This is a genomic window from Rhodococcus sp. NPDC079359, assembly GCF_040702585.1.
Classification (GTDB): domain Bacteria; phylum Actinomycetota; class Actinomycetes; order Mycobacteriales; family Mycobacteriaceae; genus Rhodococcoides.
The window spans coordinates 161035-184522 of the sequence record NZ_JBFBLH010000009.1 but is presented as its reverse complement, the minus strand read 5'-3'; the positions used below and the strand labels follow the sequence as shown (position 1 = coordinate 184522).

The 23488-nt window shown below is 63.0% G+C and carries 19 protein-coding genes; 5 read left to right on the top strand and 14 right to left on the bottom strand.

What is annotated here, in order from left to right; genetic code table 11:
* Positions 1 to 147: 147 nt before the first annotated feature.
* A complete protein-coding gene (locus AB0362_RS20705; protein WP_366236122.1) occupies positions 148 to 1632 on the top strand; it encodes a PucR family transcriptional regulator in 1485 nt (494 codons plus the stop codon).
* A gap of 59 nt (positions 1633 to 1691) precedes the next feature.
* Positions 1692 to 3299 carry a PucR family transcriptional regulator ligand-binding domain-containing protein gene (locus AB0362_RS20700; protein ID WP_366236121.1) on the top strand — a complete coding sequence of 536 codons (1608 nt, stop codon included), beginning with the start codon at positions 1692 to 1694 and terminating at the stop codon, positions 3297 to 3299.
* Here AB0362_RS20700 and AB0362_RS20695 read toward each other — a convergent pair.
* Genes AB0362_RS20695 through gabT form a run of 4 tightly spaced genes read right to left on the bottom strand, consistent with a single transcriptional unit; the run spans position 3245 to position 8467 of the window.
* Positions 3245 to 4372, bottom strand: a complete 1128-nt coding sequence (locus AB0362_RS20695) for a CoA transferase (protein WP_366236120.1) — start codon at positions 4370 to 4372, stop codon at positions 3245 to 3247. The genes AB0362_RS20700 and AB0362_RS20695 overlap by 55 nt on opposite strands.
* On the bottom strand, positions 4369 to 5835 hold the full coding sequence (locus tag AB0362_RS20690; RefSeq protein ID WP_094652779.1) for an aldehyde dehydrogenase family protein: 1467 nt from the start codon (positions 5833 to 5835) through the stop codon (positions 4369 to 4371). Before AB0362_RS20690 ends, AB0362_RS20695 begins: the two co-directional genes overlap by 4 nt.
* A 51-nt stretch (positions 5836 to 5886) precedes the next feature.
* On the bottom strand, positions 5887 to 7080 hold the full coding sequence (locus AB0362_RS20685; RefSeq protein WP_366236119.1) for an acyl-CoA dehydrogenase family protein: 1194 nt from the start codon (positions 7078 to 7080) through the stop codon (positions 5887 to 5889).
* Positions 7081 to 7108: 28 nt separating this feature from the next.
* On the bottom strand, positions 7109 to 8467 hold the full coding sequence (gene gabT / locus AB0362_RS20680; RefSeq protein WP_366236117.1) for a 4-aminobutyrate--2-oxoglutarate transaminase: 1359 nt from the start codon (positions 8465 to 8467) through the stop codon (positions 7109 to 7111).
* Positions 8468 to 8632: 165 nt separating this feature from the next.
* Between gabT and AB0362_RS20675 the strand changes: the two genes are divergently transcribed.
* The 3 genes from AB0362_RS20675 (at position 8633) to AB0362_RS20665 (ending at position 13548) form a co-directional block, all read left to right on the top strand.
* Positions 8633 to 11824 carry an NAD-glutamate dehydrogenase domain-containing protein gene (locus tag AB0362_RS20675; RefSeq protein WP_366236116.1) on the top strand — a complete coding sequence of 1064 codons (3192 nt, stop codon included), beginning with the start codon at positions 8633 to 8635 and terminating at the stop codon, positions 11822 to 11824.
* A 318-nt stretch (positions 11825 to 12142) separates the two neighbouring features.
* Positions 12143 to 13090 carry a 3-hydroxybutyryl-CoA dehydrogenase gene (locus AB0362_RS20670; RefSeq protein WP_366236115.1) on the top strand — a complete coding sequence of 316 codons (948 nt, stop codon included), beginning with the start codon at positions 12143 to 12145 and terminating at the stop codon, positions 13088 to 13090.
* On the top strand, positions 13087 to 13548 hold the full coding sequence (locus AB0362_RS20665) for a GNAT family N-acetyltransferase (RefSeq protein WP_366236114.1): 462 nt from the start codon (positions 13087 to 13089) through the stop codon (positions 13546 to 13548). The genes AB0362_RS20670 and AB0362_RS20665 overlap by 4 nt, the downstream gene beginning before the upstream one ends.
* 227 nt (positions 13549 to 13775) lie before the next feature.
* Here the strand turns inward: AB0362_RS20665 and AB0362_RS20660 are convergent, their stop codons facing one another.
* From AB0362_RS20660 to AB0362_RS20615, 10 genes are all read right to left on the bottom strand, one after another.
* Entirely contained in the window at positions 13776 to 14348 is a 573-nt protein-coding gene (locus AB0362_RS20660) for a hypothetical protein (protein ID WP_366236113.1), read from the bottom strand.
* Positions 14345 to 14491 (bottom strand): hypothetical protein, encoded by a 147-nt coding sequence (locus tag AB0362_RS20655; RefSeq protein ID WP_176460136.1) that lies wholly within the window; start codon positions 14489 to 14491, stop codon positions 14345 to 14347. The genes AB0362_RS20660 and AB0362_RS20655 overlap by 4 nt, the downstream gene beginning before the upstream one ends.
* Positions 14492 to 14566: 75 nt before the next feature.
* The gene (locus AB0362_RS20650; RefSeq protein ID WP_366236112.1) at positions 14567 to 14962 is read right to left on the bottom strand and encodes a hypothetical protein; all 396 of its coding nucleotides are present in this window, start codon (positions 14960 to 14962) and stop codon (positions 14567 to 14569) included.
* A gap of 36 nt (positions 14963 to 14998) precedes the next feature.
* Complete coding sequence (locus tag AB0362_RS20645) at positions 14999 to 16618, bottom strand: peptidoglycan DD-metalloendopeptidase family protein (RefSeq protein WP_366236111.1); 1620 nt, start codon at positions 16616 to 16618, stop codon at positions 14999 to 15001.
* Positions 16615 to 16953: a transposase gene (locus AB0362_RS20640; RefSeq protein ID WP_094721950.1), complete on the bottom strand. Its 339-nt coding sequence runs from the start codon at positions 16951 to 16953 to the stop codon at positions 16615 to 16617. The genes AB0362_RS20645 and AB0362_RS20640 overlap by 4 nt, the downstream gene beginning before the upstream one ends.
* Positions 16953 to 18797 carry an ATP/GTP-binding protein gene (locus AB0362_RS20635; protein ID WP_366236110.1) on the bottom strand — a complete coding sequence of 615 codons (1845 nt, stop codon included), beginning with the start codon at positions 18795 to 18797 and terminating at the stop codon, positions 16953 to 16955. The genes AB0362_RS20640 and AB0362_RS20635 overlap by 1 nt, the downstream gene beginning before the upstream one ends.
* Before the next feature lie 49 nt (positions 18798 to 18846).
* A complete protein-coding gene (locus tag AB0362_RS20630; protein WP_366236109.1) occupies positions 18847 to 20352 on the bottom strand; it encodes an SCO6880 family protein in 1506 nt (501 codons plus the stop codon).
* A gap of 79 nt (positions 20353 to 20431) precedes the next feature.
* Complete coding sequence (locus tag AB0362_RS20625; RefSeq protein WP_366236108.1) at positions 20432 to 22000, bottom strand: hypothetical protein; 1569 nt, start codon at positions 21998 to 22000, stop codon at positions 20432 to 20434.
* Positions 21997 to 22830, bottom strand: coding sequence for a hypothetical protein (locus tag AB0362_RS20620; RefSeq protein WP_366236107.1), 834 nt, complete (start codon positions 22828 to 22830; stop codon positions 21997 to 21999). The genes AB0362_RS20625 and AB0362_RS20620 overlap by 4 nt, the downstream gene beginning before the upstream one ends.
* On the bottom strand, positions 22827 to 23465 hold the full coding sequence (locus AB0362_RS20615; protein ID WP_366236106.1) for a hypothetical protein: 639 nt from the start codon (positions 23463 to 23465) through the stop codon (positions 22827 to 22829). Before AB0362_RS20615 ends, AB0362_RS20620 begins: the two co-directional genes overlap by 4 nt.
* Positions 23466 to 23488 lie beyond the last annotated feature (23 nt).

Genomic DNA, 23488 nt, shown 5'->3' with positions numbered 1-23488 from the left:
CGGCCCAGCTCGAAGCATCGTTCAATTGGAGAAAGCGAAAACAGCTACCAATCGTGTTGGAGTTGTTAACATTTTCGTGTGGTTATTGCGGACATGAAACCTGATTGTTTCCGGCTTGTTGACTTGCTCCTCGAAGAGGATCTCGGTTTGACACTCGAGTCCGACGGTGACCCCAACATCAGGCTCGACAGTGCGCACCCCATCGAAATCGACAGCCCGTCGCACTGGTTGGAACCGCGCACGCTGATGCTCACCACCGGGACGCGTTTCAAGGAGCACGAGAACCAGCATGTCGCTCAGCGAGAGCTGATACGCGAATTGGTCGGGGCAGGAGTGTCGGCTCTGGGCTACGGCGTCGGGGTCGTGACTGTGTCGATCCCACGTGCGTTGATCGAGGAAGCCAATCGCTGCCACTTCGCGGTGATCGCGGTCCCTGAGCACGTCCGGTTCATGGACGTGGTGTCCCGAGTGGCTGCTGCCACACGCACTGCCGACTCGATGCTGTTGCGGCGGACCCTTCAGATGCAGAGCCATCTCCTCGAAGCGATGGCATCGAATGCCCCGGAAGCAGACCTCGTCGGTAGGCTCGCGTTGCTTCTGCGCAGCAGTGTGGTGCTCTACTCGGAGGTCGGCGACGTCGTAGCGTCGGCAGGAGCGGCGCCGCTGCATTTGATCAGAGCCCAGTTGCGGGGACGTTCGGGCAGGCTGAAGTTTCGAGTGGGCCGGTGGATGGTCAACGCGTACTCCATCACACCGGGAGGCCAGGACTTCTGGTTTGCGGTGGCGTCCAAACGCCATGAGCTACCGGACCCGCTTGCCATTCCCGCCGTCGAAGTCACCCTCCGCCTGCTCAACACCATCGAACGGTCGCGCTACCGGGCTACGACCGAAAATCGTTCCGCTCGTGCAGCATTGGTCCGCTCGATGGTCCGCGGGGACATCCGGGACCTGGATTCGGTCCGAGACAGGCTCGAAATGCTCAGATTCGGTCGTGATCAAGAGCTACGGATAGTGTCGATTTCTGCCTCGAACGACTACGACGGAGGGAAATGGGATCTGCGCGCCGCTACTGTGGTCGACGCTGTCGAACAAGACGTCGTCGATCTTGCACATGATTCACGGCTGCCCCTACTCGTCGCACAGATCGACGGCGAGCTGATCGGTGTTGTCCCGGCCGCCAGCAGTTCCATCGAATCGTGGAATCAAAACCTGAAAGATCACCTCTCGTGCGGCTTCAGTGGATCGTTCTCCGAAATCGAAACCTGTCCCGTGCGGGTACGCGATGCACAATGCGCGCGGCGTGCTGCAACGAGAACAGCGGTGACGGTCATGAAATTCGAGGACGTAGGAATCAGCGACTGGCTCCTGGCCGGGCGCGACAACTCGATGACTGCTCGCAAAGCAGCGGGCTATCTCGCCCCTCTCAAAGACGGCGAGCTCCTCGAGTTCCTGCGGCAGTTCTTCGACAATCATCTCGATGTGACCGCTACAGCGAAACATTGCGCTTTGCATCCGAATACCGTGCGATACAGGATCAAACGAATCGAAGAGATTTTGGCAGTTTCTCTTCGTGCGCCTGCGGTGATCACCGACGTTTATCTCAGTTTGCAGACCCAGGCCGGCGACAGCTGACACGCGAACGCACGGCCACGTAGCAGCGGTCGGATACCAAGAGGGTGGAAAATATGGCCATGACGGTACGTCGACTCACCGAGTTCGACGAACTCGGATTAGCGTTGGTCTCAGGTTTCGACGGCGCGGACCGTGTCATCGAATGGGCGCACGCGATCGAACTCGGCGATCCCGCTCCGTGGCTTTCGGGCGGTGAATTGGTAATGACGACCGGAATGCGGATCGGGAAGACACAGGAAGAGCAGTTCGGCTACGTCGAGCGGCTTTTCGACGCAGGCGTTGTCGCTCTGGCTTTCGACACCGGGACCAATTACGACAGCGTCCCGGCCGGTGTACTGGCTGCCAGTGATTCGCTCGGGCTGCCGGTGTTGGCTGTTCCGGCTTCGACGCCGTTCGTTGCGATAACCCGAGCAGTGATCGACGATCTGACCGCCGATCAGGTTCGAGGCTTTCAGCGAGTGGTCGATCAACAAGACGTTCTGGCTCGGGCAACCCTGCGCGGTGGAATCGTGATGGTGGTTTCGGCCCTGAGCCGAGCGCTCTCCTCCCCTGTCGCGCTGATCGACACCGACAGTAGAATCCTGGCCGTTCACGGGCACGACTCGGCCGCGGTCGTCGAGCAAACACAGATCGAGGCGGCCGACGGCCGATCGAGGGTAGGACAGCGCCGCCAGAGCAGCAAGGTAGTCGCCGATGACACCGGACACTTCTTGGTTCAGAGTGTTGCTACCTCGACGCAGCTACGGGGATACCTCGGGGTCGAATCTGGTGTCCCCTTGTCAGCTCCCGAGCGCCTTCTGGTCGCTCATGCTGTTTCGCTGATTTCCATCGAGCTGGCGAAGCCGGCAAAATTGGTCGACGCCGAGAGCAGGCTGCGCTCCGCGGTCACTCGTTCGTTGTTGTCGCAGAGCGAGGACTTCGATATCGGTCTGCTTCATTATTTCGGTTTCGATGCCGAGTCGGAGATCACGGCCGTTGTATTGACCAACACCGGTCCGCTGCTCGCCGCCGAACGTCAGGCGGCCTCGGTGTTGGCGGGGGCGTCCGCTGCGTATCTGATGACCTCGAGAGGTAACGATCTCGTCGTCGTCGTTCCTGCGGAACGGGATTCGGAACTGAGCGCGCTTCTGTATCGAGATCTCGAGGCACAGCTGCACGTTCCCGTAGCCTGCGGCTCGGGTCTGCCTACCAGGATCTTCGAGGTGGCCCGCAGCACGCACCAGGCATTGATTGCGGCCCGCTCCGCAACACTGGCGACGATCAGATGTGTCCAGTTCGCGGACCTCGATACGTTCTCGCTTCTGCTGAGCTCTCTCAATCCCGCGGATGTGCGGTCGCTGTCCGAGTCGATGCTTGCCGTTCTCGATGCTCATGACGATGAGCCCAACGTGACCGGTGGCCTGGTCGACACTTTGGCGGTGTTCCTACGCCACAACGGCCATATCGAAGCCACGTCCGCGGCGCTGGGGATTCACCGCCACACGATCCGCAAACGTTTGAACAAAATTTCGGAGTTGACCGGACGAGATCTGGACTCGGCGCACGTTCGCGCCGAACTGTGGATCGCCGTCACCGCCCGCGAAATCGCGCTTCTCGGACCCCCCGCCGTCAGCTACGGAGCCGCGGTGACTTCGTCCCGCGCAAGCCCAGGTGGGCCGGACCGGTAGGTGACGGGGCTGGCGGACAACGACACCGGGTTCGCGACCTGAGGCACCGCGCTACCCGGTACGTTCACGACGGGGTCCAACCCGAGCCGAGACGCGAACTTCACGGCCTCGGCAATGTCGTTGATCGGCCCGACTGGCACACCGACTGCCGATAATCTCTCGAACCATACGTCGGCCCCCGCTGTCGAGAGACCGGCAGCCAACTGTTCGGTCAAGACCTCTCGGTTCGCCACCCTGGAGGTGTTCGTGCGGAAGCGTTCGTCGGCGGCGGTATTCGGCAGCCCGAGCACCGCACACAGTTGCTGAAACTGTCTGTCAGTTCCCACTGTCAACGCGATCGGTCGATCACCGGTGTCGAACACCTCGTACGGCGCGATGCTCGGGTGCCGGTTACCCATGATCGCGGGTACCACGTCCGCTCCGAGATACCCCGATGCCTGATTGACCAGCGACGAGAGCAGGCATGTAAGCAGGTTGGTGTCGACACGCTGCCCTTCGCCCGTGCGAGTGCGGTAGTTCAGGGCCGCGAGTATTCCTGCCAGAGCATGCAATCCGGTGAGTACGTCGACCAGTGCGACACCCACCTTGGTCGGCTCTCCCGGCCGCGGGCCCGTGATACTCATCAGCCCTCCTACCGCCTGCACAAGGAGGTCGTAACCAGGCAACGCCGCACCATCGTCATGTCCGAAGCCGGTGATCGAGCAATAGATCACGTCTGGTTTGACGTGGCGAAGATCGTCGTATCCGAGCCCGAGTCTTTCCATCGTCCCGGATCGGAAGTTCTCCACCACCACGTCGGCTCGGCTCACGAGTTGGAGCGCATGCGCCCGCCCGGATTCACTGGTCAAATCCAACGTGAGCGACGTCTTGTTGCGGTTGACCGAATTGAAGTACGTGGCATTACCTGCGCCATCGAAAGGTGGACCCCACGCCCTGGTGTCATCACCGGTGCCTGGCCTTTCGACCTTGATCACTTCGGCACCGAGATCGCCGAGCATCATCGTCGTGTAGGGACCTGCAAGAACACGGCTGAAGTCGGCAACGACGATTCCGTCGAGTGCGCCCGTACTCATATCCGACCCTGTCCGCCACGGAGGTACACCGTCGTTGTGTGAGTGAAGAATTCGCGTGCAGACTGGCCCTGTTCCTTCGGACCGTAACCACTCTTCTTCGCGCCACCGAAGGGTACATGGGGGTCAGCCCCCGCCGATTCGGAGTTGATGTGCAGGATTCCCACATCGATCTCGTCGACGGCGTCGAGAGCGCGTGTCAGATCTTGGGTGAACACGGCAGCTGAGAGTCCCAATTCACCCTCGTTTGCGAGTTCGAATGCATTCTCGACCGAGGTTGCTCGTCGCACGGCCAGCACCGGCCCGAACAGTTCCTCACGCCAGATATCGGTTGTGTGCGAAGCGAGTTCGAGAATGGTGGGAGGGACGAAGTACCCCGATGCGAGAGTTCCCTCGCCGTACTGCCAGGCACCGGTGACGTGGCGTGCGCCTTGCTCGACAGCACGGTCGATACCGGCCTGAATCGACGAGCGGGCCGCGGCGTTGACCACCGGTCCCATCTCGACGGCGTCGTCGAGAGGATCGCCCACGGCCAGTGCATCTGCGCGCTTTCCCAACACCGCGACGAACTCGTCGGCGACTTCCTGCGCGACAACCAATCGTGATGTAGCAGTGCATTTTTGGCCGGTCGACCGGAATGCACCGAACATCACTTGCTCGGCGGCCAGTTCCAGGTCTGCGTCGGCGAGGACGATCGCGGCATTCTTGCCGCCCATCTCCGCCTGCACCGCTGTTCCCCGGGCAGCGGCCGCGGTGGAGATCGCGCGGCCCACACCGGTGGAGCCGGTGAAAGTCACAGCGTCGATCCCGGCGTGGTCGACTATCGCACCACCCAACCGCCCGTCGCCGAGCAGCAAGTTCAGCACCCCGGCCGGCAGCCCAGCGCGATGCAATGCTTGAGCTAGGCGCATCGCCAGCAGCGGGACCGTACTGGCGGGCTTCCAGACCACGGTATTGCCATAGGTCAGAGCCGGAGCGATCTTCCACGTCGGGATGGCGATGGGAAAGTTGAACGGAGTGATCACTCCGACCACGCCGATCGGCTTGCGGGTGACGAGGATGCGTTCGCCACGCCGTGGTGAGGAGAAGACTTCACCCGCGGTACGGTCGGCGTCGTTGCCGTAGTACCTCAAAATCTGGGCAGCGCGCAGCACTTCTCCGACACCTTCGGCCTTTGTCTTCCCTTCCTCCAGCGCTAATTCGGCACCCCACTCCCGTGCGGAGTCTTCGACAATTGCAGCGGCACTTACGAGTACCGCGCCGCGCTCGTGTGCTGGAGTGCGCGCCCAGGCTTTCTTGGCACCTTGGGCAGCGGCGACTGCCTTGTCGAGTTCTGCCTGGCCTACCAAAGTTCCGACGGCCACGACTACTGCCGGATCGGCGGGACTGATGCTGGTGAGGGCTTCGCCTGATCCTGCTCGCCATTGTCCACCGATTAAGTTGTGCAAGGGCACAGAAACGCTCATGTGACGGTCACCTCTGATTCGGACGGATTCGAAAAGTGGGTACACGCATGGTCAGCGAAATGCAGCGTGACCGGTCAGTGCCTTCCCGATCGAGAGCATGTGCATCTCGCTGGTTCCCTCGTAGGTGAGTACCGATTCGAGGTTGTTCGCATGGCGCAGCGGCGGGTACTCGAGAGTGATCCCGCTGCCACCGAGAATGGTGCGGCATTCGCGCGCGATTGCCAGCGATTCGCGTACATTGTTGAGTTTGCCGAGACTGATCTGGTCCGGTGAAAGTCCGCCGTCGTCTTTCATTCGGCCCAAATGCAGAGCCAGCAACATCCCCTTGCCGAGTTCGAGGGTCATGTTGGCAAACTTCTCTTGGGTCAGCTGGAAGCTCGACAAGGGGCGATCGAATACTTCGCGTGAGTTCGCGTACGCGATAGCGGATTCGAGGCTGTCACGGGCAGCGCCGAGCGCCCCGAATACGATTCCGAAACGTGCTTCGTTCAAGCACGACAACGGTGCTCCGAGGCTGTGGGCTTCGGGTAGTCGAGCCGAGTCAGGCAGCCGCACGTTGTCGAGAACGAGCTCGGAGGTCACTGACGCACGAAGAGACAACTTCTTGTGAATGTTGTTGGCGGTGAAACCCTTCGTGTCGGTCGGTACCAAGAATCCGCGTACTCCGTCGTCAGTTTGCGCCCAGATCGTGGCGACATCAGCCAAACCGCCGTTGGTGATCCACATCTTGGTTCCGGTGAGAACCCAGTCGGCTCCGTCGCGTCGTGCACGAGTGCGCATGCCTGCAGGGTTGGATCCGAAGTCCGGCTCGGTCAATCCGAAGCAGCCGATGGCCTCACCTGCTGCTAGGCGTGGCAGCCATTCCTGCTTCTGTTCCTCCGAACCGTAGCGGTGGATCGAGAACATCGACAGCGATCCCTGGACCGAGACGAAGCTACGGAAGCCTGAGTCGCCAGCTTCGAGTTCGAGACAGGCGAGGCCGTAGCTGACGGCATTGGTGCCGGCGCATCCGTACCCGTCGAGGTGCATTCCGAGGACACCGAGCTGTCCGAACTCTTTGGCGAGTTCGCGTGGCAATGTGGCCGACTCGAACCAGTCCTCGACATTCGGCTTGAGGCGGGTGTCGACAAATTTACGGACGGTAGCGGCGATGTCGCGTTCGTCGTCGTCGAGAAGGACTCTGGTGTTGAACAGTTCCAGAGGCTGTAGTGGGCCGGTCGTTCGTGGTGCGGTCGAGGTGCTCATGCAGATTGTCCTTTTGCAGGTGAAGAGGTCAGAGAGCGCTGAAGGCGTCGCGGAGTACCGAAAATCCCTCTACGAGTAGCTCGTCCGATATGGTCAGTGGCGGCAGAAAGCGCAGAACGTTGCCGTATGTCCCGGCGGTGAGGGTGAGCAGTCCATGACCGTGGCAGTACCTGTTGATCTCGGCCACCGCTTTGCTGTTCGGATCCTTGGTGCCCGGTTGGATGAGCTCGATCGCCACCATTGCTCCACGGCCACGGATCTCGCCGACGGTGTCGTCATCCGCTGCAATGGAACGCAATTCACGGAACATGATGTCCCCGATCTCCCGGGCGCGTTCGAGGAGTCCTTCCGTTTCGATGGTCTCGAACACTCCGAGCGCTGCCTCGCATGCAGCGGGATTCCCTGCGTACGTTCCGCCGATTCCGCCGGCGTGCGCCACATCCATGATCTCGGCGCGCCCGGTCACCGCCGCCAACGGCAGTCCGCCAGCCAGACCCTTCGCGGTCGTGATGAGATCCGGCACGATTCCCTCGTACTCGGAGGCGAACCACGTTCCAGTTCGCGCGATACCAGCTTGAATCTCGTCGGCGACCAGCAGGATCCCGCGGTCGCGACAGAAATCGGCTACGCGGCGTAGGAATCCATCGGCGGGCACGATGAACCCACCCTCTCCCTGGATAGGCTCCACGACGACCGCTGCCACCATGTCCGCGCCGATTTGCGAGTCGACGAGCATGGCGAACTGAGCAAAGGCCTCGTCCGAGGCGTTCTCGGCACCACTGGGCCAGCGGTAGGGATAGGCCATCGGTGCTCGGTACACCTCAGGAGCGAAAGGTCCGAAGGTGCTCTTGTAGGGCTGGTTCTTGGCCGTCATCGTCATCGTCATCAAGGTTCGACCGTGAAACGCGTGATCGAAGGTGATGATGGCAGGACGTCCAGTGGCAGCGCGCGCGTACTTCACCGCGTTCTCCACAGCCTCGCTACCGGTATTGAACAATGCGGTGCGCTTGTCGTGCGAGCCGGGGGTCAGTCGATTGAGCGCTTCGGCGACCTCGATGTACGGCTCGTACGGTGTCGCCAAAAAGCATGTGTGTGTGTACTTTTCGAGTTGACGCGATGCGCGCTCGACAACACGCGGCGCCGAGTTTCCTACCGTGGTCACCGCGATGCCACTTGCGAAATCGATGAACGAGTTACCGTCGACATCGACCAGGACACCTCCGCCTGCCGCAGCGGTGTAAATTCCCGATGCGCTGGTCAGTCCAGCTGGTAGCGCAGCGGCCCGGCGCGCCGCGAGCTCCACCGAGCGCGGTCCGGGTAGTTCGGTGACGATGCGTCGAACTTGCTCGATGTGTGGGCCGCCGATGGGCGTGTGTACAGCAGTCATTGAAGTGACCTCCATTCGTATGAGTCGACTGTAGAAGTGAGACCACCACCCACACATGGCCCGTCTGTACAAGTTAGGGTCGATTTCTGTACGCACCGGCGAGCGGAATCGTCGAGTTCCGAGCGCAGACTCACACGTATCGAAAAGTGGAAGGAACGCTGCACGATGGGCATTGACGCCGCAACAACAGATGTACACATTTCAGCTCTGGCAACCGATGTCAACGATGCCGTGGGACGCGTATTGCGGGCCCGCACCGATCGTACCGGTACGCCGAGGATGGTCTTTCTTTCGGATAGATCCGACGAAGACCGGATCGAATGTGTCGTACTCTGGCCGCACGGCGCTCCACTGCTGGCGGATGTCGCCACAGCCTTCGAGCACTTCGGGCTGCGCGTGGCAGATCGCGAAGCCCTCACACTCCCAACCTGCTTGCAAGCGACCGGCATGCTCTACAAGTTCAGCTTCGAAGCACCTCGCATCCGGCAACAGGAGTCACTGAACCGAGTCTCGGATGCATTCGCAGCCCAAGCACTGCATGGCTTCGAGATCGATGATCACGCCAAACTTGTAGTTACCGCGGGCTTCTCGTGGCGAGAGGTCGTTCTGATGCGCGCGGCGAGCCGGTTCGTCCGGCAAGCAGGATTGGGGCTGTCGGAGAACTACGTCATCGATACCCTGCTCGGGAACCCACGATTCGCAGTCGCTGTCGTACGCTACTTCGAGGCACGATTCGATCCTGATATCGCCGACCGCACGTCTGCAGTCGACAATGCCCTGGCCGAAGTCACCCTACATCTCGACGCTGCCGCAACACTGGACGAGGATCGCATCCTGCGCTCTCTCAAATCGTTCGTTGCCGCCTGCGTCCGCACCAACTGGTATCAACTCGATTCGACAGGCGCGACGAAGTCGTACGCGTCTTTCAAGCTCGACTCAAGCAAACTGAGCCTGATCGGGCCGGTCGTTCCCTACCGCGAAGTCTTCGTCTATGCCAACGCTGTCGAAGGGATACACCTGCGTTCGGGAGCAGTGGCGCGAGGCGGACTGCGTTTCTCCGACCGCCCGGAGGACTATCGAACCGAGGTGCTCGGTCTGATGAAGACACAGACGGTGAAGAACTCCCCCATCGTCCCGGTCGGAGCTAAAGGTGCATTTATACGGAAGAACCCCGAGATCACCCCCGCCGAGGCCTACTCGACGTTTATCAGAGGCCTACTCGATGTCACCGACAACCTTGTGGACGGAGCACCGCAATCCCCGGATCGGACCATCACGTGGGATGTAGCCGACACGTATCTCGTCGTCGCCGCGGACAAGGGGACAGCCTCGTATTCCGATCTGGCAAATTCCCTCGCCCTCGAAGCCGACTACTGGCTCGGCGATGCCTTCGCATCCGGTGGTTCGAGCGGCTACGACCACAAAACCATGGGTATCACTGCACGCGGAGCGTGGGTATCTGTGCGACGCCACTTCGAGGATCTGGGCCGCGACATCGAGATCGACCCGTTCACCGTTGTCGGGATCGGTGACATGTCCGGAGATGTCTTCGGCAACGGCATGCTGCTGTCCAAATCGATCAAACTTGTTGCAGCATTTGACCATAGACACATCTTCATCGACCCGACCCCGGATCCGGTCTCGTCGTACACCGAGCGGCAACGACTGTTCGGCATCGCCGGAACCAGCTGGAACGACTACGACCGTGAAGTCCTCTCCCACGGCGCCGGGGTCTGGTCACGCACGGCCAAGAGCATAACCTTGTCGCCGCAGGCCCAGCAGGTACTGGGGTTGCAGAGCGTCCACATCGCACCCAACGAGCTCATCAGAACGATCCTGCGCGCACCGGTCGACCTCTTGTGGAACGGGGGAATCGGAACCTACGTCAAGGCCAGCGCCGAAATGCATTCCGACGCCGCAGATCCGGTCAACGATTCCGTGCGGGTGGACGCCAGCGAGCTGCGCGCTGCGGTCATCGGCGAAGGCGGAAATCTGGGCCTGACACAGCGCGCCCGCATCGAATACGCTCTCGGCGGAGGCCGGCTCAACGCGGACTTCATCGACAACGCCGCCGGTGTCGCAACGTCAGACCTGGAAGTCAACCTCAAGATCGCACTGGACGTGGCCGTCGACGCAGGGCACCTCGAGCACAACCAACGCAACCTGCTGCTGTCGGACTCTCTCGGTGACGTCGCGGATGCAGTACTGAAGAACAGTGAAAGCCAAGTCTTGGCCATCAGTCTCGCTGAATCGCAAGCCCCCCAGCTGCTCAATCGACACGAAAGACTGATCGACAACCTAGAACAGAATAACGGCATCAACCGCATCACCGAAGTCCTTCCGACCAAGAAGGAACTGGACATACGGACCCAAGCAGGACTAGGTCTGACACGCCCAGAGATTGCCGTCCTTCTCGCACAATCCAAAAACGTCGTTCAACAAGACCTTCTCGCCTCAACCGTCCCCGAAGAATCGACCTTCGCCTCGGCACTTCCTACCTATTTTCCCCTGCGAATTCGTAACGAACTAGCAAGTGAGATAACCAATCATCACCTGGCGCGGGAAATCATCGCTACCAAAGTCGCCGACGACCTCATCAATCACGTCGGGCCAGGACTTATCTACCAACTCGACGAACGCCTCGGCGTGAAGACCCCCGATGTGGCACGCGCATATGCGATCGTCAGAGCAGTCTTCGACGTCGACGAACTGTGGGCGAAAGCACGAACCGTCTCCGCCGATGACCAGCGCTGGAACCAGCTGCGCGCAGTCCAGCACTTCATCGAACACACCGCATCATGGATCCTTCGCCGTCGTCCTGCCCCCCTCGATGTGGCAGGTGAGATTGACTTCTACCGCGACGACGTCGAAAAGCTGATGATGCAACGTACCCCGAGCACCGACACTGTCGGCGAACTTCGCTTCCTCAGTGAAGCCCTCGAACTGATCGAAACAGCGCACCTGCACAAGCACACCGTGGACGTTGTCGCCGATATCCACCACCGTATGGGTGCCGTCCTCGGTCTCACTTGGCTCACCAGTCAACTCGACAACCACATCACAACCAACTGGTGGGATGCGATGGCGGCCGCGACCGTCCGCGACGACCTGGCCGAGCGCCACCACTCTTTGGTCGCTGCTGTGCTCGAGCGTCATGCACTCGACGACCCCGACAGCGATCCCATGGAGACGTGGCAGCGCCGCTCGAAGGACGCAATCAACCGATTCACTCGGATAACAGCGGAGCTACGCCGCGACGGGGTCGTCGATGTCTCTCGCGCGTGCACCGCGAGCGCGGAACTGAAACTACTCGTACGAAACACCGTCGCCCGCGGACCTGTGGATCGGTTCGAATGAGTAGCCCAAAGCAGCTGCGAATCGGTCTGCTGCACGGGGACGGATGGCAATGGCACTGTCCGCAGCGATGCTGCTCAGATGGCTGGACACACCACGCGGACGCAGGGCTGCACTTAGCATCGACTCAAAGTTGGAAGCGACCATCTATCAGGGTATTCGGACCGCCGATCTGGGCGGCACGTCCTCGACCAACGACTTCTCGAAAAAAGTCGAAGTACACATCGCCACAGGCGCGAGGTAGCTACCGCGATCTCGGTACTTCACCGCAGGCGCGCTTCACAACAAACCATACATCCTAGATTAGGAAGGGGGCCGATGATGACGACCACAGAAGGTGGCCGCTCGGGAACGACTGTCCACGAAGAAGCGCTGTTCAACCATGTTGCAGTCCTCGGATGCGGAATCATGGGATCGGGAATCATCGAAGTTCTCGTCTCAGCGGGCGTTCGTGTAACGGCGTGGGAAGTCGATCCCGTCGCCTTGCGCCGAGGAAAATCGCGGGTCGCGGCTGCACTTGATCGCAGCTTCACTAAAAGCGGCCGATCCGGCTGCGAAAGGGACGCCGTACGCCAGTTAGTCGAGTGGACCACCAATCTCGACGATCTCGCTGACTGTGACCTCCTGATCGAAGCCGTGACCGAATCCGAATCGGTGAAAATTGATCTGTTTCGCAAGCTCGACTTAGTGACGTTTTCCCGAGATGTCGTCATGGCCACCAACACGTCATCGATACCCGTGATTCGCGTGGCCGTGTCCACATCGAAGCCGCAGAATGTCGTGGGGATGCACTTCTTCAATCCTGTTCCCATCATGCAACTGGTGGAAGTTATTCCGTCTCTGGTCACTAGCAGTGACGTCACTGCACGAATCAGCAGGTTCGTCAGTGCCACACTCGACAAGACCCCGGTATCGGCCCCAGACAGAGCGGGATTCATCGTCAACGCCCTACTCATTCCCTACATCCTCGACGCGATCCGAATGGTGGAATCAGGGCTGGCAACTGCGAACGATATTGACAATGCGATGCGGCTGGGCTGTTCACACCCCATGGGTCCGCTGGCATTGGCAGATCTTATAGGACTCGATACGGTCACTGCCATCGCAGAATCGTTATATCGAGAGCTCGGCACCACCAGCCATCTGCCACCACCCACACTACGAAGAATGGTCGAAGCAGGACGTCTCGGCAGGAAAACAGAGCGAGGATTCCATGCCTACACCGCCACCCCTTTAGCCGATGAGGCGAACAGACGGCAGCTACCGTGATCGAGATCCGTAAGGTCCAACAGGACGACCGTGAGCAGTGGGCACAGTTGTTTCGGCAATACAGAAGCTTTTACGCGTTGCAGAGCGATGAAACCGTCGTTGACCGCGTGTGGGGCTGGATCACCGACCCATCCCACGAATCCGCAGCTCTTGCAGCAACAGTGGATGACACAACAATGGTCGGGATTGCACACCACAGACGTTTCGCAAGGCCCTCGACAGGCACCGTAGGACTGTACTTGGACGATCTCTTCGTCGATCCGCACCATAGAGGCGAAGGCATAGGCCGAAAGCTACTCGGCGAGTTAGCAATCATGGCCGGCGCGAACGGACTCAGCGTAGTGCGATGGATAACAGCGGAAGGCAACACACGCGCTCGTGAACTTTACGAATCCGCAGCCCACAGAACCCACTGGCTGACCTATGACCTAGCACCCGACGCTCGGTCACCGGAATGACCCCGCACAGCACATCGAGTCAGCCCAACTCAACATATGTTTCGATCTATCCGCGCGGTAGCCGGTGGTCGTAGTTATCAATACTGTCTGATTGTCCGCGAAACACCCCAGTCGCCAAACCAAGACCACGGCTGGACCACGGGAACAATGCCTTTCGGCTTCGTGACGACGAAGTTTGTCCAGCTGCACATTGTCCATGCTTACTCTCGGTTTTGCGCTGGTGCAGTTCAGCGGTCGGTGGCGGTGAGGCGGTAGGTCGAGACTTTCCAGCCGTCGTCGGTGCGTTCGAGGTCGACGGCCCCGGTGTAGCCGGTGAACGGGGTGATCTCACCGCTGCGGTGTTGGACGACGCGGTCTATGACGACAGCCACGGTGGCCTGATTGTCACCGTCCATCTCGGCGGCTGTGCCGTCGGCGTAGACGCTGGTGTCCGGTCGAGCGACGGCGGTGACGACGTCTCCGCTGCGTGCCCACGCCGACCATTCCGGGATCGGCTGCGGCGCTGGATCGGGTGGTGTGGCGGCGGCGGTGGCCATCAATCCGGTCAGATGTTGGCGTTGCCCGTGCATGGCATCCCAGGGCGAATCCTGCACTGCGGGTTGCCAGGTGTACACAGCGGACATCACCGCCGTCGCGACACCCACGGGGTCGGTGGCGGACGGGTCGATGGCGATCCCGGCGTCGGTACCCGGTGGCGGCGGTGTGTCCGAGCCGCGGAAGACGAACACGATCACAGCGGCAATGGCGACCACACCGACGATGCCGAGACACGCGAACACGATGCCTGCTCTTCGGCTCATCTCGTGGTCTCCTGCGAGTCGGAGTCGTTCGCTGATTCAGCGTCGGTGTCGCAGATCTGGCCCAGTGCAGCGGCTTTGGCGATGACTTCGAGCCAGTCGACGATCGGTGCGTCCGCTCGGCGGCTGTGGAGGATCTGTGCCATGTCTGTGCTCCTTGGTCTGTGATGGTGCCAGTGTCCTGGTGGCCCCCGACAACAAATGTGGGGGTGTGTGCAGCGCTAACCGACGGTGGGGACTCCTGCTGCGGCGATCACGCTGACCGTCCAGATCGCCCACATGACGAGCGCGGTCGCCGCCAAGTGGATGGCTTTGCGGAGCGCAGTGACAGTCCAGTTCTGCGCTCGCGCAGAGGCGTCGGCGACAGCGACGACGCTGCCTATGGTCATCGCCGCGGTGACGACGATGGCGGCCCACCAACCATGCGCGAGAACGTCGCGGGTCGCCGCGGCGCGGCCGCTGTCGTCGATGGTGGTGATCATCGACTCCAGGATCAATCGGGCGACGGGAACAGCCCATACCGTCCATACGATGACCGAGGTCAGAGCAAGGGCTGTCAGTGCTCGATGCCGGTCGTGGGACGTCAGGTGGTTGTTGCGTGTCGGTGCGGTGCTCATGAGTGGGCCTTTCCGTCGAGTATTGGTCGGTGGCGGCTATCGGGCCAGGTCGTAGTCGGATGCGGTGGCGGTGATGGTGGTGACGTAGTTCTGGGTCTCCGAGTAGGGCGGGACGCCGCCGAACTGTTGGACCGCTCCGGGGCCGGCGTTGTATCCGGCGAGCATCAGCTCGACGGGATCGCCGGTGATGGCCCCGGATTCGATGCCCGGTCGTAGGGTGTCGGCGACCGAGCAGTTGTAGCGGCCCTGCGCCATGACGGCGTCGCCGATGTCGTTGGGATCCCCCTCCCCCGCAGCTCCGGTGACGACGCCCTGATCGTCGACGGGGAAACCGAACGACGCCCACGTTCCGGGGAGGAATTGCGCATACCCTTCGGCCCCAGCCGGACTGGTCAGGCCCGGTGTGAAGCCGGATTCCTGTTCGAGCTGAGCGGCGAGGATCGCGGGTGAGAGCTCGCGGCACTGAGCGGCCGAGAGGGCGAGCCACGGCTCGAACTCGGGAGGGATCTGGCCGGCGGCGAGGTTCGCGTGATCACCGAGACCGGCACCGGGTGCGGTGGTGCAGTTCCCGGTCGCCTTCGGTGCGGATCCGCCGCCGCCGGGGACGGGCCCGTAGGTCTGGCCGGGTGCCGGTGCGCCGTGGCCGACGGTGGTGACGTGGACGTGGTCGAAGTGGTTCTGTGTGGAAGATCCCCTGTCCTCCATGGTGTTCGGCTCACCTTGGGCGGGGATGTATTCCTGTCGCCAGATCATGTATTCGATCTGGAGGTAGTCGCGGTTGCTCCACAGGTAGTCCTTGACCTGGTCGCCGAGTGCTTTGCCTTCCTCGGAGGACCAGTTGTCGATCATGATGTCCGCGGCCCGGCCGGAGGGGTGGTCGTCGAATCCCCCACCGTCGGCTCGCCACCCGCCGATCGTGGTGATCTGCGGGAACTTCGCGCGGACGGCGCGGGCGACGCGGACCGTGTCGACCTGGAAGTGCTCTTCGGAGCCGACGCCGGCGGGCAGCGCGGCCATTTCCGCTGTACTTCCGCCGGTCGAGGCGGGCGGCGACGGTGATGGTAGTGGACTCTGGCCGGTCTGTCCGCTGCCGGGTTCGGCGGCGGCTTCGTAGAACGGCTGCGGGTCGATCGCGTTGTCGGGTGACCATGGGCCGGTGTGGTACTCGAAGTGCAGGTGCGCGCCGGTGGTGTCGCCGTTGTTGCCTTCGTCGGCGATGTGCTGACCGGCGGTGACGTGCTCGCCCGGCTTGACCAGGACACCGTCCGGGAACATGTGCCCGTACACCGTGGAGACGGTCTGTCCGTCGATGTTGTGCTCGAGGACGATCCACATCCCGAATCCGGTCGCGGGTTCGGCTTTGGTGACGATGCCGTCGGCGTAGGCGTAGATCGGTGTACCGACGGGACCGGCGAGGTCGATGCCCTTGTGCATCGTTCCCCACCGCGACCCGAACGGGCTCGTCAACTGGCCTTCGGATGTCTTCATCGGCTTGGAGAACGACCCGGCCGGAACCCCGCCTGCAGCAGAGGAAATGCTCTTCCCGGGAAGACAATCGGTGGGCACTTCCTCGCGCACACCGGTGGTGACGAACAGGACCACGAACAGTGACAGTGCGAGGACGACGGCCAGCGCGATCGCGCCGCCTTTCTTCACAACGCGGCCGTCCGTATCGACTCCGCGCCGATCGATCGCGGGGCGTGGGCGGCCAAACGCTCGCTGAGGGTCCGGTTTTCCGACCGCAGTCGGGTGATCTCCTCCTCGGCGGCCCGCAGTCGTGCGGTCACCTCGTCCGCCGCGGGTCGACGCGAGGGCCCGTACTTGTCCTTGATCCACCGGGCCACGGTGTTCTCGTGTGCCCCGATCGAGACAGCCAAGGCTGCAACGCATTCGGCGCGGGAGGAGTAGTTGTGTCGCGACTTCTCGTATTGATCGAGCGCCCACGATCGGGTCTGCGCCGGGTATTCGGCGCGGGGGTACTCGGCGGTCATCACTGCGCTCCGACCGGTGCCGTGTCGGGCGCGTAGTGGGCGTCGTCGGTATCAGCGGCGTGGTGCTGGCCGCCGGCGAAGTACTCGGCGAAGCGGGCGTTGGTGTCGTGGACGCCGGTGTCGTATTCGACGTCGGTGAGCACCGTCTGGATGGGGATGCCGGGGGTGTTGTCCTTGGCGACCTTGATCAGAAACTTCCCGCGCCCGATCGGATTGCGGATGGTGCGCCGTTCGGACCCGCGTAGCGCAGCGCCGCGCGACCAGGAGGTGACCATGCCCGCTTCGGCGGCGGTGAACTTCAGCTCACCGGAGAGGCGTTCGACTTCACCGATGGGCAGGCCCCCGCAGACGACCATGCCGGCGCGGTCGATGAAGCCCTTGGCGGTCTTGATGTCGGCTTCGGTGGGCAGGGTTTCGAGGTCGCGGCCGGTGTGGGTGATCATCAGCAGCCCGGTCGCGTCGGTGCGGTTGAGGCGGGTGATCTCGTTGACGCGGGCGACCATGCCCGGTCCGGCGCCGATGACCTGCCACAGCTCGTCGAGGGCCATCAGGAACAGGCGCTGGCGATCCAGGCCTGCGTCGGCGAGCAGGTGTGCAGCTTCGACGGTGCCGTAGGCGTCGGCCCAGCAGGAGAGCATCACGGCCGCTTTGAGGGTGGTGTCTCCCCGGTCGAGGGACGAGACATCGATGCAGATCATCGGTGCGTCGAGGTCGATCGGTTCGGTGGTGTGGTCGGCGAAGATGTCTCCGAGTGGGCCGGAGGTCAGTGCACCGAGGGCCTGCATCAGCTCGGTGATCGCCTCGCGGTAGCCGCCCCGATCGGTCTTGTAGGCCGCTTGGAGCATGTCCGCCGAGCCAGCGTCGATGCGGGTGAAGAGGTCTTTGAGCAGCGGCGGGTACTCGTAGGAGAATCCGCCGTCGGCGTACAGCTCGCGCAGCGCGATACCGATCAGGGAATTCTCGAAGGCCTTCACCGAGTGCGTGTCGTAGCGGATCAGCTCGACCAGGGCGCAGACGGCGTTGATCTGGCGGGTGGAGATGGTGATGGTGGCGACGTCGATCAGCTCGTCGAGCTCGGCGATCCGGGCGGGGTCGGTGGCCTCGTCGCGGGCGGCGATCGCGCGGACGACGGCCTGCCCGAGGGCCCCGGCGGCGAGGGGGTTGAGATGTCCGCCGCCGTGCCCGAGGGTGATCACCTGCCCACCGACCAGGTGTGTGAGCTTGACGTATTCGCCTTTGATGTCGCCGGCCACGATCGGGGTCTGTCCCCAGCCGCACGCCCCGAGGAGGATCTTGCGGATCAGCGTCGACTTCCCCAGGCCCGGCAGGGACAGGACAAACATCGAGGGGTTGCCGATGAGCTTGTCGCGGAAGTACGCGAACGGATCGCACGAGACCGCGTTGCCGGTGATGGCGTGCTGACCGACGATGGTCCCGGACGAGGGCGCGGCCGCGCCGATCGCCCACGGGTTGAGCCCGCACATCTGCACCGAGGTCGCTTCGTACTCGATCGGTGCCGGGACGGTCGACATCCGACCACCGCCCGCACCTTTGAGGCCACGAGCGCTCGACGACAGTGCTGCCCGCCACCACGGATCCCCAGCGGCGTCGTGGACGGCCCGATCGACGTGAGGGTGGTCGTTGCGCCACCGCGCCATGCCGATGCCGCGTCGGGAGTACGGGTTGGGCTCTTCGGCGTCGCCGGTCGCGACGGCTGCGGCGAGCTCGGCGTAGTCGGTGTCGCCGATGATCCACCGCACAAATGCCGACGGCCGTGCAGCGTCGGTCTCGACATACAGGTCATCTGCGTATCTCAGGTCGGGGCGGTCGTCGGTCATGGTCATCGGGAGTCTCTTTCTCACGCAGAGTGTGGGCCGGTGGGGCGAGCAGCATTTAGCTGCGGCGCACCAGGATCGAGGTGGAGATCTGATCGGGCAGGAGCACTCCGACGCCGAGACCGGCGGCGAACGCGGCGTCCTGGAAGGCGAACGCTCGGCGCAGTCGCAGCCGGGAGCGTGCGGCGAGGGATTCGGTGACGGCGGCGGCGTTGGCGATCTCCTCGACCGATCCGACGGTGATGGTCAGCAGTGCCGAATAGCGTTCGTATCCGGCTCCGGAGACCATTTCGCGGCGGGCCTGCTCGGCGATCTCGTGCCGCTTCTCCGACCCGGCGGAGGTGATCTTGTTTCCGCGAGAGTTAATTGCGTGCAGGGCATCTCGGTGCTGCTTGTCGACCTTCTTCGCTGCGTCCCCGGCGGTGTAGGGGCGGTAGACGAGAGTGAGGCGCTTGCGCGGGAGGTCGTCGTGCGGCTGCAGCAGCGGTTTGAGGACGGTGTCGGTGAACACCGATTCCGGTGGTGCGGCCATTTCCCAGACGACCGAGACTCCGCCGTCGTGGCGGTAGTGACCCCACTCGGTCTTCGCGCGTCCGGGTCCGGCGTCGTCCCAGTCGACGCCGTGCTCTTCGCCGGAGATCTCGAGTTCCTCGAAGTCGTTCTCGGTCGAGGGGTTGTAGGAGCGGTGCACGGCCGCGGTGATTTCGGCGGCGGTCATCGGTTGTGCGTCGATCCCGGCACCGGAGAGCGATTCGTACAGATCCGGCAGACGGCGGGCCAGTTCGGTGGCCATCTCTTCGGGGTCCTTCTGTCGCTCGCGGGTGGTAGCGCGGAAGGTGATCGACAGTCGTGCCAGGGTGCGGTGGCGACCCGAGGGCATCCGAACGGCCGATTGCTCGACGAACGACGCCGCCAAGGGCGGTGCGGTGGAGACGAGTTCGTGTTCGGCACGCCGTGCCAGCCGCAGCCCGGTGGCGGGGATGTTCTCCACCACCACCACAGCACCGACGATGTCGCCGGGTAGACCGAGGTCGGCGAGGTAGACACCCCAGTCGGCGGTGTAGAGGTCCTTGTCGCGCTGGACGATCGCTTCGTCACCGCCGGGCAGGGCGTCGAAGACGACGGTGTAGCGGTGATCGTCGGGGTTGTGGATCATGCCGAATTCGTTGCCGTGTCGGTCGATTCCCATGTAGACCTTGGTGCGGGCGAGTAGGCCGGGGAGTTTGTATCGGCCACCGGGGATCCTCGAGTGCGGTCCGGCGTGGTACTCGGTGGACTTGTCGATGTGCTTGCGCCGCAGCCATTGCATTCTCAGTTGTCCTGTCTCGTAGAGGGTTCGGCCGTTCGGGGCTATGACCAGAGGGGTGAGGATGAGTGCGCCGACGCCCATCAGCGCGAGTCCGGCCACGACGTGGACGAAGATCAGAACGGCGAACGAGATTGCGAAAAATCCTGCACCGTAGGCGATGACCTTCGTCGGCAGTCCGAATGCGAACGTGCTCTGCGGCCGGTTACCTGCCGAGTAGATCGGCGGTTCGTACGGGGCTTCGAGCTGCGCGGTCATCGGAGGTCACCGCGTTTGTGTGCGTGCGGGTCGAAGATGAAGACAGTGCGCTTGGGTGCGTGAGGTGAATTGTGTTGCGTCATCGTTGGATCCGTCCGTGATAGTTGCCGACTGCACCTTCTGCAGCCGAGCCAAGAACATTGGAGACAGACCCGGCGGTGCGTCCGGCGCTGCCTGCGGCCTTGAGCGCCCCTGCTGCCCCACGCAGGCCCGCGGAGGATGCTGTGCGCCCCGCCGAACCGACGGCCGATCCGACCCTGCGTGCTGCGCCCATCGGTCCGGACGACGCGCCCGCGTGCGAGCGGCTCGATCCCCCGTTGTAGAGGCCTTGAAAACCCGGGGTGGACCGTGCTCCGGTGCCGTTCCCACCCGCGGAGCCACCCTTGCCTCCGCCGCCCGAGGATCCGGCGACGGTGTTCGCCGCTGCACCGAGGGTGCGCGATGCCGCCATTCCGCCGGCCCCCATGACTGCCCCACCTGCTGCGCCGAGCGCTCCTACTTCGCGGCCACCGGCTGAGATGGATTCCGCTGCGGGAGCCACGATCTTGATCAATGTGGGTAGGGCGAAACCGACGACAGCGAGCAGGATCGAGCCGATGATGACCGTCGCGATCTGGTCGGAGCTCGACGCCGAGGATGCCCAGAACGCGAACAGGTACAGCAGCGTCGCGACGGGCTTGAACAGCAGCGCGCCGAGGGTGAAGGCGATCATCGACTTGTAGGAGCTACGCCCGGTGCCGGTGGCCGATGCTGCTGCGGCGAGTGGGATGACGGCGACGACGACGCACAGCACGGCTTCGCGGATCAGCAGAGCGATCAGCTGGGCGACGGAGCCGAGGAAGGCGAATCCGGCGCAGGCCAGAGCGAGTATCGGGCCGAGGCCGGTCTTGTCGTCGAACGCGGTGATGGCGGTGATCTTCTCGTCGAGGTTGCCACCGACGAACTTCTCCAGCGCATACGACGAGGCGACGTCTCCGACCTGGTGGAACATCAGCACCAGGATCGGCAGGAGCGAGACGGTGACGACGGTGCGTACCAGCATGTTGGCCGTTTCGGTGGCTCCTTCCATCACCGCTTGTTTGCGGGCGATGGCGAGTCTGGTCATCGCGATGACGATCGAGCCGAACAGGGCGACGACGGTGAATCCGGAGATGATGTTGCGCAGGCCCGACATGGCGTTCTCGGCCGCCAGACCTGGGATACCGGAGGACATCCAGAACGTCATCACCGATCGGAAGGCCTGTGTGTTGCCTTCCATCACCGATTTGGTGAAGTCGCCGACCGGGTCGCCCCAGAACGCTGATGACGCCGACGACACGGCCGTGGAGAACGCGTCTCCGGGGTGATCACTGAACGCCGAATCCAGGCAGAAGAATTGGTCGGCTGCTCCTCGGCCTCCGATTGCGTCCAGGAGCTTGTCTGCGATCCCACCGTCTTCGATCACGTCGGAACCGTCGGCCAGGCATTCTCGGCGTTGTTGCTGGAAGTCGTTGCCGTCGGCGTCGGGGTTGATCTGCTCGGTTAGATTCGGCGTAGGAGCAGGGGTGGGATCTTGAGCGTGGGCCAGGCCACTGGCACCGACGATCGCGATCAGCGAGAGCAGTACGACTACGACAGCGCGAGCGGCACGCGCTGCTGTGCGGGTCACAGTGCCCACCGGGTGAAGCCGTCGAGCGAGGTGTACGGGCCGAATTGTGCCGGTCCGGTGGCTTCGCGGGCCTTCCAGGTGCCCTCGTCCCAGACCATGTTCATTCGCAGGCCGGTGTATGTCGGATTGGGCATCCGCACCCCGGTGTCATCGACGTCGCGAATGAGGGCGAGTTCGACGACCGCGAAACTGTCTGTGCAGGAGAGGATTTTGAATCCCATGGGAGCTCGAAGCGCGACAGTCTCGGTGTTGACAGGCTTGTCCGCCTCGACCGCCCGCGCGTCCGGACCGACGGCCTCGCTGCCGTTCAAGAGCAGCTTCTCGCTGGCCTCGATGGCGACTTCGCCGCCCGCAAGTCCGCGGGGAAGGAAGTTGGCGGCGGCCAGGGCTGCACCTTGCGGGGTGCGGGTGTATCCGGCGAGCACCAGGCCGTCGATGTACGAGGGCCCGTCTGTTTCGGAGTACAGGGTAGAGACACCGAAGTTGCGTTGGATCATCATCGACTCCGGAGACGTGACCGGGCGGCCGTCGTTCGTGCATTCGACACGAGGTCCGGTCGCAGCGCGCTGCGGAAGCGGCTGCCCTGCAGGGTTGTTCGGGACCATCACGGTGCGTCCGGACAGATCGGCGTCAGGGGTGCCGAATCCTTCTGCCCCGGTGTTCGGGTTCGCCTCCCCCGATGCGGGCGGCGTCGCGGTGGTCGGTGGTATCGCCGTGTCCGATGGGTCGTCGTCGTTCATGTTGGGGACGATGAAGAAGATCGCACCGACCGCGATGACGACGACGAGGGCCGCGACGGCGATCAGGATGTTGCGGATACGGCGGCTCATGAGGTGCGCTCCAAGGTGGTGTAGCCGTCGAGGGAATCCAGTTCGACCGCGTCGATGTTCTCCTCGGCGGTCGGCAGGACGATGCGCCAATCATCGGATATCCATTGCAGCGCAACGGGGTAGGCATAGAGCTGGTCGCCGGTGCCGATGGTTTGTGCCACCGACACCGCCGCGGTGAGCGGGTCTTGGCGATAGTCGGTGATCTCGAACCCGACGAACTTCGGTGCGGCGTCGGCCGGAACCGATCCCGAGACGGTCACGGCGGTGCGTGCGGCTGCGAACTCGTCTCGTCCGGGCCCGGGTGCGGTGACGGTGTTGACCACCTCTGGCCACGAGCGGTCGTCGGCGACGGCGAGTGCTGTCTGGCCGACGATGGCCGCCAGGACAGCGCCCTGTGGGGTCTGGGAGTATCCGCTGCGGTTCACCGACGTTCCGGTATGGGGGCCGTCGACCCGTGAGGTCGGCACCGATACTCCTGCGACCTCGCGCCAGGTCAGCTCGGCCGGGGCGGACCGCAGATCGGGTGCTGCGTCCGGGGCGGAGGTCGGTGTGTCGTCTTTGCCGGATCCGCACGCAGCGAGTGCGAGGACGGTCGCCGCTGTCGCGGCGATCCGGAGTGTGCGGGAGACGGTCATCAGGTGAGGCCTTTCGGGTCGAA

What these genes read in the sequence shown, in the direction of transcription:
- AB0362_RS20700 (WP_366236121.1), top strand. Translation starts at nt 1,692, where the DNA reads ATGACGGTACGTCGACTCACCGAGTTCGACGAACTCGGATTAGCGTTG.
- AB0362_RS20695 (WP_366236120.1), bottom strand. Translation starts at nt 4,372, where the DNA reads ATGAGTACGGGCGCACTCGACGGAATCGTCGTTGCCGACTTCAGCCGT.
- AB0362_RS20690 (WP_094652779.1), bottom strand. Translation starts at nt 5,835, where the DNA reads ATGAGCGTTTCTGTGCCCTTGCACAACTTAATCGGTGGACAATGGCGA.
- AB0362_RS20685 (WP_366236119.1), bottom strand. Translation starts at nt 7,080, where the DNA reads ATGAGCACCTCGACCGCACCACGAACGACCGGCCCACTACAGCCTCTG.
- gabT (WP_366236117.1), bottom strand. Translation starts at nt 8,467, where the DNA reads ATGACTGCTGTACACACGCCCATCGGCGGCCCACACATCGAGCAAGTT.
- AB0362_RS20675 (WP_366236116.1), top strand. Translation starts at nt 8,633, where the DNA reads ATGGGCATTGACGCCGCAACAACAGATGTACACATTTCAGCTCTGGCA.
- AB0362_RS20670 (WP_366236115.1), top strand. Translation starts at nt 12,143, where the DNA reads ATGACGACCACAGAAGGTGGCCGCTCGGGAACGACTGTCCACGAAGAA.
- AB0362_RS20660 (WP_366236113.1), bottom strand. Translation starts at nt 14,348, where the DNA reads ATGAGCCGAAGAGCAGGCATCGTGTTCGCGTGTCTCGGCATCGTCGGT.
- AB0362_RS20655 (WP_176460136.1), bottom strand. Translation starts at nt 14,491, where the DNA reads ATGGCACAGATCCTCCACAGCCGCCGAGCGGACGCACCGATCGTCGAC.
- AB0362_RS20650 (WP_366236112.1), bottom strand. Translation starts at nt 14,962, where the DNA reads ATGAGCACCGCACCGACACGCAACAACCACCTGACGTCCCACGACCGG.
- AB0362_RS20640 (WP_094721950.1), bottom strand. Translation starts at nt 16,953, where the DNA reads ATGACCGCCGAGTACCCCCGCGCCGAATACCCGGCGCAGACCCGATCG.
- AB0362_RS20635 (WP_366236110.1), bottom strand. Translation starts at nt 18,797, where the DNA reads ATGACCATGACCGACGACCGCCCCGACCTGAGATACGCAGATGACCTG.
- AB0362_RS20630 (WP_366236109.1), bottom strand. Translation starts at nt 20,352, where the DNA reads ATGACCGCGCAGCTCGAAGCCCCGTACGAACCGCCGATCTACTCGGCA.
- AB0362_RS20620 (WP_366236107.1), bottom strand. Translation starts at nt 22,830, where the DNA reads ATGAGCCGCCGTATCCGCAACATCCTGATCGCCGTCGCGGCCCTCGTC.
- AB0362_RS20615 (WP_366236106.1), bottom strand. Translation starts at nt 23,465, where the DNA reads ATGACCGTCTCCCGCACACTCCGGATCGCCGCGACAGCGGCGACCGTC.